At 57.7% G+C, this 17,947-nt stretch carries 18 protein-coding genes; 2 read left to right on the top strand and 16 right to left on the bottom strand.

Annotated features, from left to right (window positions below):
• Positions 1-51: 51 nt before the first annotated feature.
• From glmS to mnmG, 16 genes are all read right to left on the bottom strand, one after another.
• Positions 52-1,884: a glutamine--fructose-6-phosphate transaminase (isomerizing) gene (gene glmS, locus V3W27_RS00870; protein ID WP_330205734.1), complete on the bottom strand. Its 1,833-nt coding sequence runs from the start codon at positions 1,882-1,884 to the stop codon at positions 52-54.
• Between the two features lie 2 nt (positions 1,885-1,886).
• Positions 1,887-2,663 (bottom strand): DeoR/GlpR family DNA-binding transcription regulator, encoded by a 777-nt coding sequence (locus V3W27_RS00865; RefSeq protein ID WP_027610294.1) that lies wholly within the window; start codon positions 2,661-2,663, stop codon positions 1,887-1,889.
• A gap of 228 nt (positions 2,664-2,891) precedes the next feature.
• On the bottom strand, positions 2,892-4,259 hold the full coding sequence (gene glmU, locus V3W27_RS00860; RefSeq protein WP_330205733.1) for a bifunctional UDP-N-acetylglucosamine diphosphorylase/glucosamine-1-phosphate N-acetyltransferase GlmU: 1,368 nt from the start codon (positions 4,257-4,259) through the stop codon (positions 2,892-2,894).
• Between the two features lie 117 nt (positions 4,260-4,376).
• Positions 4,377-4,802, bottom strand: a complete 426-nt coding sequence (locus V3W27_RS00855; protein ID WP_007954164.1) for a F0F1 ATP synthase subunit epsilon — start codon at positions 4,800-4,802, stop codon at positions 4,377-4,379.
• Positions 4,803-4,847: 45 nt separating this feature from the next.
• Positions 4,848-6,227, bottom strand: a complete 1,380-nt coding sequence (gene atpD, locus V3W27_RS00850; RefSeq protein WP_027610292.1) for a F0F1 ATP synthase subunit beta — start codon at positions 6,225-6,227, stop codon at positions 4,848-4,850.
• A gap of 27 nt (positions 6,228-6,254) precedes the next feature.
• Positions 6,255-7,115: a F0F1 ATP synthase subunit gamma gene (atpG, locus tag V3W27_RS00845; protein ID WP_010565870.1), complete on the bottom strand. Its 861-nt coding sequence runs from the start codon at positions 7,113-7,115 to the stop codon at positions 6,255-6,257.
• 50 nt (positions 7,116-7,165) lie between these two features.
• Positions 7,166-8,710, bottom strand: coding sequence for a F0F1 ATP synthase subunit alpha (gene atpA, locus V3W27_RS00840; RefSeq protein WP_047596971.1), 1,545 nt, complete (start codon positions 8,708-8,710; stop codon positions 7,166-7,168).
• Positions 8,711-8,731: 21 nt separating this feature from the next.
• The gene (locus V3W27_RS00835) at positions 8,732-9,268 is read right to left on the bottom strand and encodes a F0F1 ATP synthase subunit delta (protein ID WP_007911956.1); all 537 of its coding nucleotides are present in this window, start codon (positions 9,266-9,268) and stop codon (positions 8,732-8,734) included.
• Between the two features lie 12 nt (positions 9,269-9,280).
• Positions 9,281-9,751, bottom strand: a complete 471-nt coding sequence (locus tag V3W27_RS00830) for a F0F1 ATP synthase subunit B (protein WP_011336718.1) — start codon at positions 9,749-9,751, stop codon at positions 9,281-9,283.
• A gap of 59 nt (positions 9,752-9,810) precedes the next feature.
• The gene (gene atpE, locus V3W27_RS00825; RefSeq protein ID WP_003097235.1) at positions 9,811-10,068 is read right to left on the bottom strand and encodes a F0F1 ATP synthase subunit C; all 258 of its coding nucleotides are present in this window, start codon (positions 10,066-10,068) and stop codon (positions 9,811-9,813) included.
• Between the two features lie 133 nt (positions 10,069-10,201).
• On the bottom strand, positions 10,202-11,071 hold the full coding sequence (gene atpB, locus V3W27_RS00820; RefSeq protein ID WP_007960779.1) for a F0F1 ATP synthase subunit A: 870 nt from the start codon (positions 11,069-11,071) through the stop codon (positions 10,202-10,204).
• Between the two features lie 16 nt (positions 11,072-11,087).
• Positions 11,088-11,495 (bottom strand): F0F1 ATP synthase subunit I, encoded by a 408-nt coding sequence (locus tag V3W27_RS00815; protein WP_003229783.1) that lies wholly within the window; start codon positions 11,493-11,495, stop codon positions 11,088-11,090.
• 148 nt (positions 11,496-11,643) lie between these two features.
• Positions 11,644-12,516 (bottom strand): ParB/RepB/Spo0J family partition protein, encoded by an 873-nt coding sequence (locus V3W27_RS00810; protein ID WP_007960777.1) that lies wholly within the window; start codon positions 12,514-12,516, stop codon positions 11,644-11,646.
• Between the two features lie 9 nt (positions 12,517-12,525).
• Positions 12,526-13,323 (bottom strand): ParA family protein, encoded by a 798-nt coding sequence (locus tag V3W27_RS00805; RefSeq protein ID WP_003229787.1) that lies wholly within the window; start codon positions 13,321-13,323, stop codon positions 12,526-12,528.
• Between the two features lie 18 nt (positions 13,324-13,341).
• A complete protein-coding gene (gene rsmG, locus V3W27_RS00800) occupies positions 13,342-13,986 on the bottom strand; it encodes a 16S rRNA (guanine(527)-N(7))-methyltransferase RsmG (RefSeq protein ID WP_003229789.1) in 645 nt (214 codons plus the stop codon).
• Positions 13,983-15,881, bottom strand: a complete 1,899-nt coding sequence (gene mnmG, locus V3W27_RS00795) for a tRNA uridine-5-carboxymethylaminomethyl(34) synthesis enzyme MnmG (RefSeq protein WP_247267119.1) — start codon at positions 15,879-15,881, stop codon at positions 13,983-13,985. The genes rsmG and mnmG overlap by 4 nt, the downstream gene beginning before the upstream one ends.
• 568 nt (positions 15,882-16,449) lie before the next feature.
• Between mnmG and V3W27_RS00790 the strand changes: the two genes are divergently transcribed.
• Positions 16,450-16,956 (top strand): sigma-70 family RNA polymerase sigma factor, encoded by a 507-nt coding sequence (locus tag V3W27_RS00790; protein ID WP_247267118.1) that lies wholly within the window; start codon positions 16,450-16,452, stop codon positions 16,954-16,956.
• Positions 16,956-17,903 carry a FecR domain-containing protein gene (locus tag V3W27_RS00785; protein WP_247267117.1) on the top strand — a complete coding sequence of 316 codons (948 nt, stop codon included), beginning with the start codon at positions 16,956-16,958 and terminating at the stop codon, positions 17,901-17,903. Before V3W27_RS00790 ends, V3W27_RS00785 begins: the two co-directional genes overlap by 1 nt.
• Positions 17,904-17,947 lie beyond the last annotated feature (44 nt).

Genomic DNA, 17,947 nt, shown 5'->3' with positions numbered 1-17,947 from the left:
TGTCAATCTTTATTGTTCAAAACCAGCGGGTCAATGTCAGCTGTGGATAACTTATTCCACCGTCACCGACTTCGCCAGATTGCGCGGCTGGTCGACGTCGGTGCCCTTGAGCACGGCGACGTAGTACGACAGCAACTGCAGAGGGATGGTGTAGAGGATCGGCGAAAGAATGTCGTGGATGTGCGGCATCTGCACCACATGGGTGCCTTCGCCGTTGGTCATCCCGGCTTTCTCGTCAGCGAATACGATCAGTTCACCACCACGGGCGCGGACTTCCTGCAGGTTGGACTTGAGCTTCTCCAGCAGTTCGTTGTTTGGCGCCACGGTAACCACCGGCATGTCGTTATCCACAAGCGCCAGAGGGCCGTGCTTCAGTTCCCCAGCCGGATAGGCTTCGGCGTGGATGTAGGAGATTTCCTTGAGTTTCAAGGCGCCCTCCATTGCGACCGGGAACTGCGCGCCACGGCCGAGGAACAGGGTGTGGTTCTTCTCGGCGAACAGCTCGGCGATTTTTTCCACGGTGCTGTCCATCGCCAGCGCTTCGCCCAGACGGGTCGGCAGGCGACGCAACTCTTCCACCAGCGTGGCTTCAACGCCTTTGCCGAGGGTGCCGCGTACCTGACCCAGCGACAGGGTCAGCAGCAACAGGCCGACCAGTTGCGTGGTGAACGCCTTGGTCGAGGCTACGCCGATTTCGCGACCGGCCTGGGTCAGCAGCGTCAGGTCGGATTCACGCACCAGCGAGCTGATGCCGACGTTGCAGATCGCCAGGCTGGCGAGGAAGCCCAGCTCTTTGGCGTTGCGCAGCGCGGCCAGGGTGTCGGCGGTTTCGCCGGACTGCGAGATGGTGACGAACAGGGTATCCGGCTGCACCACCACCTTGCGGTAGCGGAACTCACTGGCGACTTCGACCTGGCACGGAATACCGGCCAGTTCTTCGAGCCAGTAACGCGCGACCATACCGGCGTGGTAGCTGGTACCGCAGGCGACAATCTGCACATTGCGCACTTTGGCGAACAGTTCGGCAGCCTGTGGACCGAAGGCCTGCACCAGCACTTGATTGTTGCTCAGACGACCCTCGAGGGTACGCTGCACCACGACCGGCTGTTCGTGGATTTCCTTGAGCATGTAATGACGGAACTCGCCCTTGTCGGCGGCTTCGGCACCATCGCTGTATTGCACGGTCTGGCGCTCGACGGCGTTGCCGTTGACGTCCCAGATCTGCACGTTATCGCGGCGAATTTCGGCGATATCGCCTTCTTCCAGGTACATGAAGCGGTCAGTGACCTGACGCAGGGCCAATTGGTCGGACGCGAGGAAGTTCTCACCCAGGCCCAGACCGATCACCAACGGGCTGCCACTGCGTGCGGCAACCAGACGATCCGGCTGTTGTGCGTTGATCACGGCCAGACCGTAGGCGCCGTGCAGTTCCTTGACGGTGGCTTTCAGCGCAACAGTCAGGTCAGGCTGATCCTTGAGTTTATGGCTCAGCAGGTGCGCGATGACTTCGGTGTCGGTGTCCGAAGTGAACACGTAACCCAGCGCTTTCAGTTGCTCACGCAGGGCTTCGTGATTCTCGATGATGCCGTTGTGCACCACAGCGATATCACCGGAGAAATGCGGGTGCGCGTTACGCTCGCACGGTGCACCGTGGGTCGCCCAACGGGTGTGGGCGATACCGAGACGGCCGACCAGCGGCTGTGCGGCCAGCGCCGCTTCCAGCTCGCTGACCTTGCCCGGACGGCGCATGCGCTCGAGCTTTTCATCGTTGGTGAAAACTGCCACACCGGCGCTGTCATAGCCGCGGTATTCAAGGCGCTTGAGGCCTTCAAGCAGGATGGCGGTGATATTACGTTCAGCTACTGCGCCGACAATTCCACACATGCTTATTTCTCCTGACTGACAGCCGCGCAAATCACGCTGATACCGCGGGCCTGAATCTGATCGCGCGCATCTTCAGGCAGGCGATCATCGGTAATGAGGGTATGGACGCTGCTCCACGGCAGCTCCAGGTTGGGAATCTTGCGACCGATCTTGTCGGCCTCGACCATCACGATCACTTCCCGCGCCACATCCGCCATCACCCGGCTCAGACCGAGCAACTCGTTGAACGTGGTGGTACCGCGCACCAGATCGATGCCATCGGCGCCGATGAACAACTGGTCGAAGTCGTAAGAGCGTAGTACCTGCTCGGCCACCTGGCCCTGGAAGGACTCCGAATGCGGATCCCAGGTGCCGCCGGTCATCAGCAGCACCGGCTCGTGTTCGAGTTCGCTCAAGGCGTTGGCCACGTGCAGGGAGTTGGTCATCACCACCAGACCCGGCTGCTGGCCAAGCTCGGGAATCATCGCCGCAGTGGTGCTGCCGCTGTCGATGATGATGCGGGCATGCTCGCGTATACGTTTGACGGCGGCGCGGGCAATCGCCTGTTTGTACTTTGAAACGCTTTGGCCCGGTTCAGCGACCAATTCCTGCGGCATGGTGATCGCCCCGCCGTAACGGCGCAGCAACAGACCATGGCTTTCCAGCGCAGCCAGATCCTTGCGGATCGTAACTTCCGAGGTTTCGAAGCGCTTGGCCAGTTCATCCACGCTGACTTCGCCCTGCTCATTGAGCAAGGCGAGGATATTGTGTCGGCGCTGGGGTGTGTTGCGTTTCGACATGGCGGCTTAAGTTTCGATTCGAAAGATAACGGAAGCAATCAAAACCTATCGGCCATAAATCGTCAAGCGACAGATCGAAACTTTTAGAAACGACACAGACGAATATGGGAGCGGGCTTGGTCGCGAATGCGGAGGGTCAGTCACTGAAATGTGAAACTGAAACACCGCATTCGCGAGCAAGCCCGCTCCCACATTTGGATTCAAGCATTAAGTGCAGCTGTGGATAACTCAACTCTTCTTGATCTTCTCCGGCCGCTTCCAGCCGTCGATATTTTTCTGCCGCGCCCGACCAACGGCCAACTGGGCGTTATCCACATTCTGGGTGATGGTCGAACCAGCCGCGGTGGTTGCCCCGGACGAGATATCCACAGGTGCGACCAACGAGTTGTTGGAGCCGATGAACACGTCCTCGCCCAACACGGTTTTCCACTTGTTGGCGCCATCGTAGTTGCAGGTAATGGTGCCCGCGCCAATGTTGGTGCGGGCGCCGATTTCCGCGTCGCCCAGATAGGTCAGATGCCCGGCCTTGGCGCCCTCACCCATGCGCGCGTTTTTCAGTTCGACAAAGTTACCCACATGCGCGCGTGCTTCGAGCACCGTGCCCGGACGCAGACGGGCGAACGGACCGGCATCGCTGCCTTCACCCAGCACCGCACCTTCGATGTGGCTGTTGGCTTTGATCACCACGCCTTTGCGCAGGGTGCTGTCCTTGATCACGCAGTTCGGGCCGATCACCACGTCGTCCTCGATGACAACATTACCTTCGAGAATCACGTTGATGTCGATCAGCACATCGCGACCGACGGTGACTTCGCCACGCACATCGAAACGCGCCGGGTCACGCAGGGTCACGCCTTGCGCCATCAGCCGGCGGCCGGCGCGCAACTGGTAATGCCGCTCCAGTTCCGCCAGTTGCTTACGATCATTGGCGCCCTGCACTTCCATCGGGTCGTGCGGTTGCTCGGTAGCCACCACCAAGCCGTCGTTAACCGCCATTTCGATCACGTCGGTCAGGTAATACTCGCCCTGCGCGTTGTTGTTCGACAGGCGGCTCATCCAGTCGGCCAGGCGATTGGCCGGGACGGCGAGAATGCCGGTGTTGCCTTCGGTGATTGCGCGCTGGGCTTCGCTGGCGTCCTTATGCTCAACGATGGCGGCAACCTTGCCGTCAGCGTCACGCACGATGCGGCCATAACCGGTCGGGTCGTCCAGTTCGACAGTGAGCAAACCCATCTGCCCGGGAACAACGTGCTTGAGCAGACGCTGCAGAGTCTCGACTTCAATCAGCGGCACATCGCCGTAGAGAATCAGTACGGTATCGGCGGTGATGAACGGAACAGCCTGGGCGGTGGCATGACCCGTGCCCAATTGCTTGTCCTGCAGCACGAAATTCAGATCGTCAGCCGCCAGACGCTCACGCACCGCATCGGCACCGTGGCCGATCACCACATGAATGTGCTGTGGAGCAAGCTGCCGTGCGCTGTGGATAACATGCCCAAGCATGGAATTGCCGGCAACCGGGTGCAGCACTTTCGGCAACGCCGAACGCATACGGGTGCCTTGACCGGCCGCGAGGATAACGATTTCGAGAGACATGACTGGCTACCAATCCTGGGTGGTCAGCAACTGCGACCGGGTTGTTAAAATCGGAAAAGAAAAAAGGGTAGCCGAGGCTACCCTTTTTTATCAATCGCACAACAAGTGGCTGACGGATTAACCGCCAAACTTCTTGCGGATCTGCTGGACGGTGCGCAGCTGAGCTGCAGCCTCGGCCAGACGTGCGGACGCAGCTCCGTAGTCGAAATCTGCGCTCTTCTCGTGCAGAGCAGCTTCGGCAGCCTTGAGAGCTGCCTGGGCTTGAGCTTCATCCAGGTCGGCGGCACGTTGCACGGTATCGGCAAGCACCTTGACCATGTTCGGCTGAACCTCGAGGAAACCACCGGAGATGTAGAACACCTCGGCTTCCCCGCCTTGCTTGATCAGGCGGATCGGACCTGGCTTCAGATTAGTGATCAGCGGCGCGTGACCCAGAGCGATACCAAGATCACCCAGTGCACCGTGCGCAATCACCATCTCGACCAGGCCGGAAAAGATTTCCCCTTCCGCGCTGACGATATCGCAATGGACTGTCATAGCCATCTGATTGCCTCAACCTAAATTAGCGCCCGTTGCCGGGCGCCGGGATTACAGTTTCTTGGCTTTCTCGATCGCTTCTTCGATGCCGCCAACCATGTAGAACGCTTGTTCTGGCAGGTGGTCGTAGTCACCGTTGAGGATGCCTTTGAAGCCAGCAATGGTGTCTTTCAGGGAAACGTATTTACCCGAAGCACCGGTGAAGACTTCAGCCACGAAGAACGGCTGCGACAAGAAGCGCTGGATCTTACGAGCACGGTTAACCAACTGTTTGTCGGCTTCCGACAGCTCGTCCATACCCAGGATCGCGATGATGTCTTTCAGCTCTTTGTAACGTTGCAGAACGTACTGAACGCCGCGAGCGGTGTCGTAGTGGTCCTGACCGATTACGTTCGGATCCAGCTGGCGCGAAGTCGAATCCAGTGGATCTACCGCTGGGTAGATACCCAGGGAAGCGATGTCACGGGACAGAACGACGGTGGCGTCCAAGTGGGCGAAGGTGGTCGCTGGCGACGGGTCGGTCAAGTCGTCCGCAGGTACGTATACCGCTTGGATCGAGGTGATCGAACCTTCTTTGGTCGAAGTGATACGTTCTTGCAGAACGCCCATCTCTTCGGCCAGGGTCGGCTGGTAACCTACTGCCGAAGGCATACGGCCCAGCAGTGCGGATACTTCGGTACCGGCCAGGGTGTAACGATAGATGTTGTCGACGAACAGCAGAACGTCGTTACCTTCGTCACGGAACTTCTCGGCCATGGTCAGGCCGGTCAGAGCTACGCGCAGACGGTTTCCCGGCGGCTCGTTCATCTGACCGTAAACCAGTGCCACTTTGTCCAGAACGTTGGAGTCCTTCATCTCGTGGTAGAAGTCGTTACCCTCACGAGTACGCTCACCCACACCGGCGAACACGGAATAACCGCTGTGCTCGATGGCGATGTTACGGATCAGCTCCATCATGTTTACGGTTTTGCCTACACCGGCACCACCGAACAGACCGACTTTACCGCCTTTGGCGAACGGGCAAACCAGGTCGATAACCTTGATGCCGGTTTCCAGCAGGTCGTTGCCGCCTGCTTGTTCAGCGAACGAAGGTGCTGCGCGGTGAATGCCCCAGCGCTCTTCGGTGTCGATTGGACCGGCTTCGTCGATCGGGTTACCCAGAACGTCCATGATCCGGCCCAGAGTCGCTTTACCGACCGGTACGGAAATGGCTGCGCCGGAATCGGTAACTTCCAGACCGCGCTTCAAGCCCTCGGTGGAACCCATCGCAATGGTGCGAACCACGCCGTCGCCCAGCTGCTGCTGAACTTCCAGAGTGGTTTCGGCCGCGCTGACTACTTTCAGCGCGTTGTAGATGCTCGGTACGCTGTCGCGTGGAAATTCCACGTCGATAACGGCGCCGATGATTTGAACGATACGTCCGCTACTCATAGCTGGATCCTCTGAATATTTGAACCGTTAAACCGCGGCAGCGCCGCCGACGATTTCCGAGATCTCTTGGGTGATCGCAGCCTGACGCGCCTTGTTGTAGATCAGCTGCAAATCGCTGATCAAATCACCGGCGTTGTCGGTAGCGTTCTTCATCGCGATCATCCGCGCAGCTTGTTCAGCCGCGTTGTTCTCGACCACCGCCTGGTACACCTGCGACTCCACGTAGCGCACCATCAAGCCGTCAAGCAGCTCTTTGGCGTCTGGTTCGTAGAGGTAGTCCCAGTGGTGCTTGAGTTCTTGATCCGGGGTTGCCACCAGTGGAATCAACTGCTCCACGGTAGGCTGTTGTGTCATGGTGTTGATGAACTTGTTGGATACCACGGACAGGCGATCGATACGGCCCTCCAGGTAGGCATCCAGCATCACCTTGACGCTGCCGATCAAATCATTGATCGACGGCTCTTCACCCAGGTGGCTGATAGCTGCAACGACGTTACCGCCGAAGTTACGGAAAAAGGCCGCACCCTTGCTACCGACTACACACAGATCAATCTCGACGCCGTTTTCGCGGTTTACCGCCATGTCCTTGACCAGGGCCTTGAACAGGTTGGTGTTCAAGCCACCGCACAAACCACGGTCACTGCTCACGACGACATAACCGACGCGCTTTACTTCACGGTCGATCATGAACGGGTGGCGGTATTCCGGGTTGGCGTTGGCCAGATGCCCAATTACCTGGCGGATACGCTCCGCATAAGGACGGCTGGCTGCCATGCGCATTTGTGCCTTGCGCATTTTGCTCACCGCCACTTTTTCCATGGCGCTGGTAATTTTTTGCGTGCTTTTGATGCTCGCAATCTTACTGCGAATCTCTTTTGCGCCTGCCATGTAACACCTATCAGGTTAGCAAGCGGGAGCCTTGCGGCTCCCGCTGCGGCTTACCAGGTTTGGGTGGCCTTGAACTTCTCGATACCGGCTTTCATGCCAGCGTCGATTTCGTCATTGAAGTCACCTTTAACGTTGATCTTGGCCATCAAATCGGCGTGATCGCGGTTGAAGAAAGCAATCAGCGCTTGTTCGAAGCTGCCGATCTTGGCGATTTCAATGTCAGTCAGGAACCCACGCTCAGCGGCATACAGCGACAGCGCCATGTCAGCGATCGACATTGGTGCGTATTGCTTCTGCTTCATCAGCTCGGTAACGCGCTGACCATGCTCAAGTTGCTTACGGGTCGCTTCGTCCAGGTCAGAAGCGAACTGGGCGAATGCCGCCAGTTCACGGTACTGAGCCAGAGCGGTACGGATACCACCGGACAGCTTCTTGATGATCTTGGTCTGAGCGGCACCACCCACACGGGATACCGAAACACCGGCGTTCACTGCAGGGCGGATGCCCGAGTTGAACATGGCCGATTCCAGGAAGATCTGACCGTCGGTGATGGAAATCACGTTGGTCGGAACGAACGCGGAAACGTCGCCAGCCTGGGTTTCGATGATCGGCAGTGCGGTCAGGGAACCGGTTTTGCCGGTCACTGCGCCGTTGGTGAACTTCTCTACGTATTCTTCCGAAACGCGGGATGCGCGCTCCAGCAGACGGGAGTGGAGGTAGAACACGTCGCCTGGGTAAGCTTCACGGCCTGGTGGACGGCGCAGCAGCAGGGAAATCTGGCGGTAAGCCACTGCTTGCTTGGACAGATCGTCATAAACGATCAGCGCGTCTTCACCGCGGTCGCGGAAGAATTCACCCATGGTGCAACCGGAGTACGGTGCCAGGAATTGCAGCGCAGGAGATTCCGAAGCACTGGCAGCCACGATGATCGTGTTGGCCAGGGCGCCGTTTTCTTCCAGCTTGCGAACCACGTTGGCGATGGTCGATTGCTTCTGACCGATCGCTACGTAGACGCAGAAAATGCCGCTGTCTTTCTGGTTGATGATCGCGTCGATCGCCAGAGCGGTTTTACCGATCTGACGGTCACCGATGATCAGCTCACGCTGGCCACGGCCGACAGGGATCATGGCATCGACAGCCTTGTAGCCAGTCTGTACAGGCTGGTCTACCGACTTACGCCAGATCACGCCCGGTGCAACTTTCTCGACCGCGTCGGTCAAGGTGTTGCCCAGTGGACCTTTGCCGTCAACAGGGTTACCCAGTGCATCGACTACGCGACCCAGCAGTTCCTTACCAACCGGAACTTCGAGGATGCGGCCGGTGCACTTGGCGCTCATGCCTTCAGCCAGACTGGTGTATGCGCCCAGTACAACGGCACCTACGGAGTCTTGCTCCAGGTTGAGGGCCATACCGTAGACGCCGCCCGGAAACTCGATCATCTCGCCGTACATGACGTCGGCCAGACCGTGAATCCGCACGATGCCGTCAGATACGCTGACGACAGTGCCTTCGTTACGGGCTTGGGAGGTCACATCGAGCTTGTCGATGCGGCCCTTGATAATTTCACTTATTTCGGAAGGATTGAGTTGCTGCATTGCTCTGCTGCCCCTTCAAACTCAAGATTTCAATGCTTCGGCAAGTTTCGCGATTTTGCCGCGAATCGAGCCATCGATAACCAGGTCGCCGGCGCGGATAACGACACCCCCTATAAGGGCAGCATCCTCCGCAACTTGCAGGCGCACTTCCCGGTTGAGTCGTGCACTGAGAACCTTGGCGAGTTTGTCTTGCTGTTCTTGGTTCAATGCGAAAGCACTGGTCACTTCAACGTCTACCGACTTCTCTTGTTCGGCCTTGTACAGGTCGAACAGAGCGGCGATCTCCGGCAGAAGCGGGAGACGGTCGTTTTCGGCAACGACATTGATGAAGTTCTGTGCCTTGGCATCAAACTTGTCGCCGCACACGTCAATGAACGTGGCGGCCTTTTCTGCGCTCGTCAGTCGCGGGGCCTTGAGCACGCGCTGCATGGTGTCGTCTTGCGACACCGCTGCAGCCAGGCCGAGCATGGCTGACCAATTGGCCAGTTGCTGGTGGGCCTGAGCGTGCTCGAAGGCCGCCTTAGCGTAAGGTCGGGCCAACGTGGTCAGTTCTGCCATGATCGCCCTCGCTTAGATTTCAGCAGCCAGTTGGTTAACCAGCTCTGCGTGCGCGTTTTGATCGATTGTGGCACCCAGGATCTTCTCGGCGCCGCCGACAGCCAGCAAGCCCACTTGGGCGCGCAGCTTGTCTTTGACACTGTTCAGTTCCTGTTCGATCTCGGCTTGAGCCTGAACCTTCACACGGTCAGCGTCGATACGGGCTTTTTCAACAGCCTCTTCAACGATCTGGTTACCGCGTTTCTTGGCTTGCTCGATGATTTCAGCTGCCTGAGCTTTCGCTTCGCGCAGTTGCTGACCCGCTTTCTCTTGGGCCAACTCCAGGTCGCGAGCTGCACGGCTGGCAGCGTCCAGACCATCAGCGATCTTCTTTTGACGTTCGTGCAGAGCAGCGATGACCGGAGGCCATACGAACTTCATGCAGAACAGTACAAAAATCAGGAACGCAACGGACTGGCCAATCAGGGTCGCATTAATGTTCACGCCAACACCTCGCAGTTACGTTGTCCATCACACCAAATTACTCGGAAGAATCCGGGTAATTAGCCAGCGATCTGACCAACGAACGGGTTCGCAAAGGTGAAGAACAGAGCGATACCAACACCGATCATGGTTACGGCGTCGAGCAGACCGGCAACGATGAACATTTTAACTTGCAGCATTGGAACCATTTCTGGCTGACGCGCTGCGCCTTCCAGGAACTTGCCGCCCAGCAGGCCGAAACCAATTGCGGTACCCAGTGCGCCCAGGCCGATCAACAGTGCAACAGCGATAGCGGTTAGACCAACTACAGTTTCCATCTTTCCTCCCGACTTTTACGTCGTATGGTTTAGGTTTTTTAGATTAAAGCGGTAAAACAAATCGTTTCAGAGGCCCGGTTAAGAGCCCCCTCCCGTTTGACCGGGAGGGACATCAGATCAGCCGAGGCTGCTCTTAATGGTTTTCTTCGTGCGCCATCGACAGGTAGACGATGGTCAGCATCATGAAGATGAACGCCTGCAGGGTGATGATCAGGATGTGGAACACAGCCCACGCCCACTGCAGAACAACGCCCAGGCCACTCAGCCAGAGCAGGCCGCTGCCGAACATCACAGCGATCAGAATGAACACCAGCTCGCCGGCATACATGTTGCCGAACAGACGCAGGGCCAGAGAGATCGGCTTGGCGATCAGGGTCACGAATTCCAGCAGGAAGTTCACCGGGATCAGCAGGGCCTGAACGAAGATGTTCTTGCTGCCGAACGGGTGCAGGGTCAGTTCGCCGATGAAGCCGCCGATGCCCTTGACCTTGATGCTATAGAAAATGATCAGTGCGAAAACCGAGAACGCCATGCCCAGGGTCGCGTTCGGGTCGGTAGTCGACACGGCACGGAACGGGATGTGGTGGTCGCCGGTGATCAGGATGGCCAGCTGAGGAATCCAGTCGACCGGTACCAGGTCGACGGCGTTCATCAGGAACACCCAGACGAAGATGGTCAGTGCCAGCGGTGCGATCACCGGGCTACGGCCATGGAAGCTGTCTTTCACGCTGCCATCGACGAATTCGACCAATACTTCAACGAAGTTCTGCAAAGCACCTGGCTGACCCGAAGTCGCTTTCTTTGCCGCCATGCGGAAAAGGAAAACGAAGATCAGACCCAGCGCGACCGACCAGCCGAGGGTATCGACGTGGAAAGCCCAGAAGCCCATTTCCTTGGCTTCTGCTGCGGTATGGGCAAAGCCCCAGCCGCCGTTAGGTAGCTGACCGAAGGTCAGGTTCTGCAAGTGGTGCTGGATATAGCCCGAAGCGGTTGTTTCTGCCATGGTTGCCTCAAACGCCCTAAGGTCTCGAAAGTCTTGTTCTCATCAGCAGGGGAGCGAACCAGCTGACCGACTGAGTCAGCACGAAAGCGCCGAATACTGCGATCGGCGCCAATGGCTTCACACCTGCAAACACCAGTGCAAACAGCACTGCCGTCAAAATCAGTTTGCCTGCCTCGCCGGCATAAAATGACCGGACGATGGACTGGGCTGCTCGGGCGCCGGAAAACCGAAATGCCTTGTGAGCGAAATAAACATTGGGCAGCAAGGCTATCAGGCCTCCGCAAAGTCCCGAGTATCCGGCAACGACTCCGTGCCATTGCCAGAGCGCCAAAGCGGCAATGAGCAAAATGACAAATTGAGCCATCAACACCGGAAAAACCGCCAGGCGATGGAACGGCAGGCGGTTTGGCTTGCGGGTTTCCATCACGTTTGCTCTCCAATGGTCGGCTGCCAGAATTCAATAACTTGGCATAATTTGTGCCGACAAAATGCGCGCAGAGTATAGGGGCGGTTCTGCCCCTATTCAACTGTCAGGTAGTGATTTCCGACTGCGCGCTACATGAGGAAATGTTTCAGCGGATGTGTGCGAGCACACCTTGAAGCTCATCGAGGGAGTTGTAACCGATGACCAACTGACCTTTTCCCTTCTTGCCGTGGCGAATCTGCACCGCAGAGCCTAGGCGCTCGGCCAGACGCTGTTCGAGCCGGGCGATATCCGGGTCGGGTTTGGCCGCTTCCACAGGCTCCGGTTTGCCACTCAACCACTGACGAACCAGTGCCTCGGTTTGGCGCACAGTCAGGCCGCGTGCGACAACATGTCGCGCCCCTTCCACCTGCTGGTTGTCCGGCAGACCGAGCAAAGCACGGGCATGACCCATTTCCAGGTCACCGTGGGACAGCATGGTCTTGATGACTTCCGGCAGTGCAATAAGTCGCAACAGGTTAGCCACAGTCACGCGGGACTTACCCACAGCCTCGGCAACCTGTTGTTGAGTGAGCTGGAATTCCTGCTGCAGTCGCTGCAAGGCGACGGCTTCCTCAATCGGGTTCAGGTCTTCACGCTGGATGTTCTCGATCAGCGCAATGGCGATCGCGGTCTCATCCGGCACATCACGGACCATCGCCGGGATGGTTTCCTGGCCGGCCTGCTGGCTGGCGCGCCAGCGGCGTTCACCGGCGATGATTTCGAAGCGGCCACCGCCAATCGGGCGCACCACGATCGGCTGCATCACGCCTTGTGCCTTGATCGACTGCGCCAGCTCTTCCAGCGCTTGCGGATCCATGTCGCGGCGTGGCTGGTATTTGCCACGCTGCAGCAGATCCAGCGGCAGGTGCTGCAGTTCACGGGTATCGGCCTGCGCCGCCTGTTCTTCCAGCGCGCTGACGGTCGGACCACTCAGCAGTGCATCCAGTCCACGTCCGAGACCTCGTTTCTTGACGGCCATGGGGATTCCTTAAGTTGGCTGGGCAGCGGCGATGCGTGAATTTTTGCGCTGACGGCGAACCATCTCGCCCGCCAGGGCCAAATAAGCCAGCGCGCCGCGCGATTGCTTGTCGTAGGCCAGTGCCGGCATACCGTAGCTCGGTGCTTCGGCCAGGCGGATGTTGCGCGGGATCACCGTGTCGTACAGCTGCTCGCCAAAGTGTTCCTTGAGCTGCGCCGAAACATCGTTCATCAGGCTCAGCCGCGGGTCGTACATGGTGCGCAGCAGACCTTCGACCTTGAGGTTGGGGTTCAGCAGTTCGGCGATGCGCTTGATGTTATCCACAAGGTCGCTCAAGCCTTCGAGCGCAAAGTATTCGCACTGCATGGGGATAATCACCCCGTCAGCAGCGACCAGTGCGTTCAATGTGAGCATTGACAGCGACGGCGGGCAGTCGATCAAAATGTAATCGTAGTTTTCACGGATCGGCGCCAGCGCGCTGCGCAGACGGCTTTCCTTCATCTGCATTTCCAGCAGCACCACTTCTGCCGCGGTCAGGTCGCGGTTGGCCGGCAGCAATTGATAACCGCCGTGCTCGGAGTAGTGCATGGCCTGGGCCAGATCGCATTCGCCGATCAGCAGGTCGTAGACCGAGTTCTCCAGGCCATGTTTATCCACACCGCTACCCATGGTGGCGTTGCCCTGTGGATCGAGATCGATCAACAGCACCCGGCGCTTGGTCGCGACCAGGGATGCTGCGAGGTTGATGCAGGTGGTGGTCTTGCCCACACCACCCTTCTGGTTCGCTATCGCGAATACCTTAGCCATTCTTGCTTGTGTTCCCAATCATGCCGTGCGGCGCAGTATCAGCAGATGGCGTTGGCCTTGGCAACCGGGTACGGCCAGGGCGTGTTCGCTATCGAGTTTGAAGTCTGCCGGCAATGCTACCAGCTCATCGGCCGGATGAACGCCCTTCATTGCCAGCCAGCGCGTGTCGGCATCGCCGAGGTGGCGAGTCCAGTTGGTGAAGTTCTCCATACTGCTGAAAGCCCGGGAAATGATCCCGTTGAATGGCTGGGCAGGCTGGAAGGCTTCGACGCGACTGTGGATAACTTGCAGGTTATCCAGTTTGAGTTCGAGTTTGACCTGAGTCAGGAAGCGGGTTTTCTTGCCGTTGCTGTCCAGACAGGTCACTTGCGAGTCCGGATACAGGATCGCCAGCGGAATGCCGGGCATGCCGCCGCCACTGCCAACATCGAGCCAACGGCCGTTTTCGATGAACGACATCACGCTCAAGCTATCGAGCAGATGCCGCGAAACCATTTCATCAGGATCGCGCACTGCAGTCAGGTTGTAGGCCTGGTTCCATTTGATCAACAGGGCCAGGTAACCCAGCAGCAATTCGTGCTGGGCTGCGCTGAGATTGACACCGAGCTCGCGGGCTCCTGTGGATAACTCTTCGGCGTGTTGCGAAGTGACCTTAGAACTCAAGCGCTTTGCTCCAACTGACGGCCCGCGCCGCGTTTTTTCAAATGAATCATCAACAGCGAAATCGCTGCCGGGGTCACGCCCGGGATCCGCGAAGCCTGGCCGAGCGTCTCCGGACGCGTGGCACCGAGCTTGCTCTGAATCTCCTTGGAGAGACCGGAAATGTTGGTGTAATCGATATCCACAGGCAATTTCGTGTCTTCACTGGCGCGCAGACGGGCGATTTCGTCCTGTTGACGGTCGATGTAACCGGCGTATTTGGTCTTGATTTCAACCTGTTCGGCGACCTGTGGATCTTCAGCGCCCTGCCCGGTCACTTCGACCAGACCAGCGTAGTCGATTTCCGGACGGCTCAAGAGGTTGAGCAAGTTGTATTCGTGAGTCAGCGGCGTGCCGAATTTTTCCGCAATCGCATCGCCCTGCTGGGTGCCCGGGCGAACCCAGGTGCTCTTCAGGCGCTGCTCTTCGAGTTCGATGCTTTCGCGTTTCTTGCAGAAGGCCTCCCAACGCGCGTCATCGACCAGACCCAGTTCACGACCTTTTTCGGTCAAACGCAGGTCGGCGTTGTCCTCGCGCAGAATCAGGCGGTACTCGGCACGGGAAGTGAACATGCGGTACGGCTCTTGGGTACCGAGGGTGATCAGGTCGTCGACCAGCACGCCGATGTACGCCTCATCGCGACGCGGGCACCAGGCTTCTTTGCCCTTGGCACGCAGCGCGGCGTTGGCCCCGGCGAGCAAACCTTGCGCACCGGCTTCTTCGTAACCGGTGGTGCCGTTGATCTGACCAGCGAAGAACAGACCGCCGATGACTTTGGTTTCCAGGCTGTATTTCAGGTCACGCGGGTCGAAGTAGTCGTACTCGATCGCATAACCCGGACGCACGATGTGCGCGTTTTCCATGCCGCGGATCGATTGCACGATCTGCAATTGCACGTCGAACGGCAAGCTTGTGGATATCCCGTTCGGGTACAGCTCATGGGTGGTCAGGCCTTCCGGCTCGATGAACACCTGATGGCTTTCCTTGTCGGCAAAACGATGGATCTTGTCTTCGATCGACGGGCAGTAGCGCGGGCCGATGCCCTCGATTTCGCCGGCGGCGGAATACATCGGCGAACGGTCGAGGTTCGCCGCGATGATTTCGTGGGTGCGGGCGTTGGTGTGGGTAATCCAGCAACTGACCTGGCGCGGATGCTGTTCCTTGTTGCCCATGAACGACATGACCGGGATCGGCGTGTCGCCCGGTTGCTCGGTCATCACCGAGAAATCCACAGACTTGCCGTCAATGCGCGGTGGCGTACCAGTTTTCAGGCGACCAACACGCAGCGGCAGTTCACGCAGACGATGTGCCAGGGCAATCGACGGCGGGTCACCGGCACGACCGCCGGAGAAATTCTGCAAACCGATGTGGATAAGTCCACCGAGGAAGGTACCAGTGGTCAATACCACGGAATCGGCGAAAAACCGCAGACCCATTTGCGTGACAACACCACGTACCTGCTCTTGCTCGACGATCAGGTCGTCAGCGGCCTGTTGAAATATCCACAGGTTCGGTTGGTTTTCCAGAATTTCGCGGACAGCGGCCTTGTACAGAATGCGGTCGGCTTGCGCACGGGTCGCCCGTACGGCCGGACCTTTGCGGCTGTTCAATACGCGAAACTGGATGCCGCCCAGATCGGTAGCCATGGCCATCGCGCCGCCGAGGGCGTCGATTTCCTTGACCAGATGGCTTTTGCCAATGCCACCGATGGCCGGGTTGCAGCTCATGGCACCGAGGGTTTCCACGTTATGCGTCAGCAACAGGGTTTTTGCCCCCATACGTGCTGAGGCCAGTGCTGCCTCGGTACCGGCATGACCGCCGCCGATGACGATCACTTCAAAACGGGAAGGGAAATCCACCACGCACCTCGTGCCTGCTTAAGTAGGTATTCAGGAATAGTTTGAGATCAGGTTTCTGGACCTGGTCGACAAGTATAGGGACTTCGCCCTTCCTAAAGAACCCTTTGCACAAAATTTAACCAGCTGTGGAGAACTCGAGGTTAAAAGAATAAAAAAGAGAGAAATTTATAAAACCTTTGTTTTAATGCTTATTCTTACTGACCGACCTTTCTGTGGATAGATTGCTACAGGCCTTATTATTCAATGTGTACAGGGTTTCAAAACCCTGTTATCAGGTCCTCAGGAGGCCCTTGGATAACCGGTTTAAGCCTGTGGATGAATGGGGTGGTTATCCACAGAGGTAGTTATATCCAGTTTTCACGCCCTGTTATCAACTGACCTCAGTGGCAGTTATTCACAGGGCTTAATCCACAGAAATTCAACCAGACGGTTTTTTCAGGACGCAGTAAAACGCCACCGAGAGATCGGAGACGAGCATGAAGTCGATGGTGGGATGTGACGGGGCTATTGTGAGAGAACGTAACAGAGGCTAATAATAGCCATTATCATTAACTCGTCAGTTTCTCCCATGTCCCTACCCGCCCATCATGCTGCGATCGAGCAAATCTACGAGCAACACCATTCGTGGCTGTATGGATGGCTCAAGGGCAAACTGCACGACGCCTGCGATGCTGCCGATGTCGCGCATGACACTTTCGTGCGGATCCTCGCGGCACGTAATGCGTCGCAGATTCGCGAACCGCGGGATTATCTGGCGACCATTGCACGCGGCCTCGTCATTGATCGCTATCGAAGACAGGCCATCGAAGTTGTCTACTTGCAGACCTTGGCTGCTCGACCAGAAGCCACCGCCATCAGCGAAGAAGACAAGGCGCTGATCATCGAAACCCTGATCGCTGTGGATAAAGCCTTGGCCGGTCTGGGCGCGCGAACCCAGAAGATCTTCATGCTTTCGCAGATCGACGGTTTGACTTATCAACAGATCGCTGCGCAGTTGCAGGTTTCCCTGACCACAGTAAAGAAGCACATGATCCGCGCCCTGACGGAATGTGCCCTGATCATGGCGCAGCGTTGATGCCCACTGCACCGAACCGCAAGGTTTTCGAAGCGGCTGCCAGTTGGTACGTGCAGTTTCAGGCCGATCCGCCGACTCTCGCCGATCAAAAAGCCTGGCAGCTGTGGATAGATAGTGATCCAGCGCATCTGGCGGCCTGGAACCAGATGGAACAACTGCAGCGTCAGCTCGGCACTTTGCCGCTGGATTTGAAACGTCGCGCACTGAATACCGGCCAACAAAGGCGCCAGATCCTGAAATTATTACTGCTCGCGACAGGGACGGGGATCCTTGGCTGGAACGCCCAACAACATACCTCCCTTGGAAATGCCTGGGCTGATTACAAAACCGGCGTTGGCCAGCGTCGCAACATCTCATTGGCGGATGGCAGCCAGATCCAGCTCAATACCGATACGGCCATCGATGTGTCTTTCGACGCAACGCAACGGCTGATTCGTTTGCGCTCGGGTGAAGTCCTCATTCAGACCGGCAAGCTCGGCGATCAGCGGCCGTTTTTGGTCGAAACCGGGGATGGCCGAATTCAAGCGTTGGGTACCCGTTTTTCTGTGCATAAGTTGTCGGGCTCAACGCGGGTTGGCGTACTGGAAGATCGGGTCAGCGTGCAACCCGCTGATCAATCAACGCGCGCGATGATCTTGAAAGCAGGCGAAGGTGCGGATTTCGATAGTCGGCATATCGGGCTCATTCAACCCTTCGAATCCTCGGCAGTGGCCTGGACCAATGGCCAGCTGATTGTGCTCGATGCGCGGCTGGGCGAGGTAATCGAAGAGCTGGGGCGTTATCGCAGCGGTGTTATGCACTGCGATAGTCGTGCCTGGGATCTACGCGTATCCGGCACCTTTCGGCTCGATTCCACCGATGCCGTGCTGGCCAATCTTCAGGCCTTGTTACCGATCAACGTCCGCTACTTCACCCGTTACTGGGTCTCGATCAGCCATAGCGTCTGATTGAAAATCTCCTGGGGAAAAAAATCGAAAGCAGGGTTATCTTT

The organism is Pseudomonas sp. AM14(2022), from assembly GCF_036346455.1.
Classification (GTDB): Bacteria; Pseudomonadota; Gammaproteobacteria; order Pseudomonadales; family Pseudomonadaceae; genus Aquipseudomonas; species Aquipseudomonas putida_A.
This window is presented reverse-complemented; position numbering and strand designations above follow the sequence as displayed.

Coding starts and splice junctions, on each gene's coding strand:
- glmS (WP_330205734.1), bottom strand. CDS start 1,884: ATGTGTGGAATTGTCGGCGCAGTAGCTGAACGTAATATCACCGCCATC.
- V3W27_RS00865 (WP_027610294.1), bottom strand. CDS start 2,663: ATGTCGAAACGCAACACACCCCAGCGCCGACACAATATCCTCGCCTTG.
- glmU (WP_330205733.1), bottom strand. CDS start 4,259: ATGTCTCTCGAAATCGTTATCCTCGCGGCCGGTCAAGGCACCCGTATG.
- V3W27_RS00855 (WP_007954164.1), bottom strand. CDS start 4,802: ATGGCTATGACAGTCCATTGCGATATCGTCAGCGCGGAAGGGGAAATC.
- atpD (WP_027610292.1), bottom strand. CDS start 6,227: ATGAGTAGCGGACGTATCGTTCAAATCATCGGCGCCGTTATCGACGTG.
- atpG (WP_010565870.1), bottom strand. CDS start 7,115: ATGGCAGGCGCAAAAGAGATTCGCAGTAAGATTGCGAGCATCAAAAGC.
- atpA (WP_047596971.1), bottom strand. CDS start 8,710: ATGCAGCAACTCAATCCTTCCGAAATAAGTGAAATTATCAAGGGCCGC.
- V3W27_RS00835 (WP_007911956.1), bottom strand. CDS start 9,268: ATGGCAGAACTGACCACGTTGGCCCGACCTTACGCTAAGGCGGCCTTC.
- atpE (WP_003097235.1), bottom strand. CDS start 10,068: ATGGAAACTGTAGTTGGTCTAACCGCTATCGCTGTTGCACTGTTGATC.
- atpB (WP_007960779.1), bottom strand. CDS start 11,071: ATGGCAGAAACAACCGCTTCGGGCTATATCCAGCACCACTTGCAGAAC.
- V3W27_RS00815 (WP_003229783.1), bottom strand. CDS start 11,495: ATGGAAACCCGCAAGCCAAACCGCCTGCCGTTCCATCGCCTGGCGGTT.
- V3W27_RS00810 (WP_007960777.1), bottom strand. CDS start 12,516: ATGGCCGTCAAGAAACGAGGTCTCGGACGTGGACTGGATGCACTGCTG.
- V3W27_RS00805 (WP_003229787.1), bottom strand. CDS start 13,323: ATGGCTAAGGTATTCGCGATAGCGAACCAGAAGGGTGGTGTGGGCAAG.
- V3W27_RS00790 (WP_247267118.1), top strand. CDS start 16,450: ATGTCCCTACCCGCCCATCATGCTGCGATCGAGCAAATCTACGAGCAA.
- V3W27_RS00785 (WP_247267117.1), top strand. CDS start 16,956: ATGCCCACTGCACCGAACCGCAAGGTTTTCGAAGCGGCTGCCAGTTGG.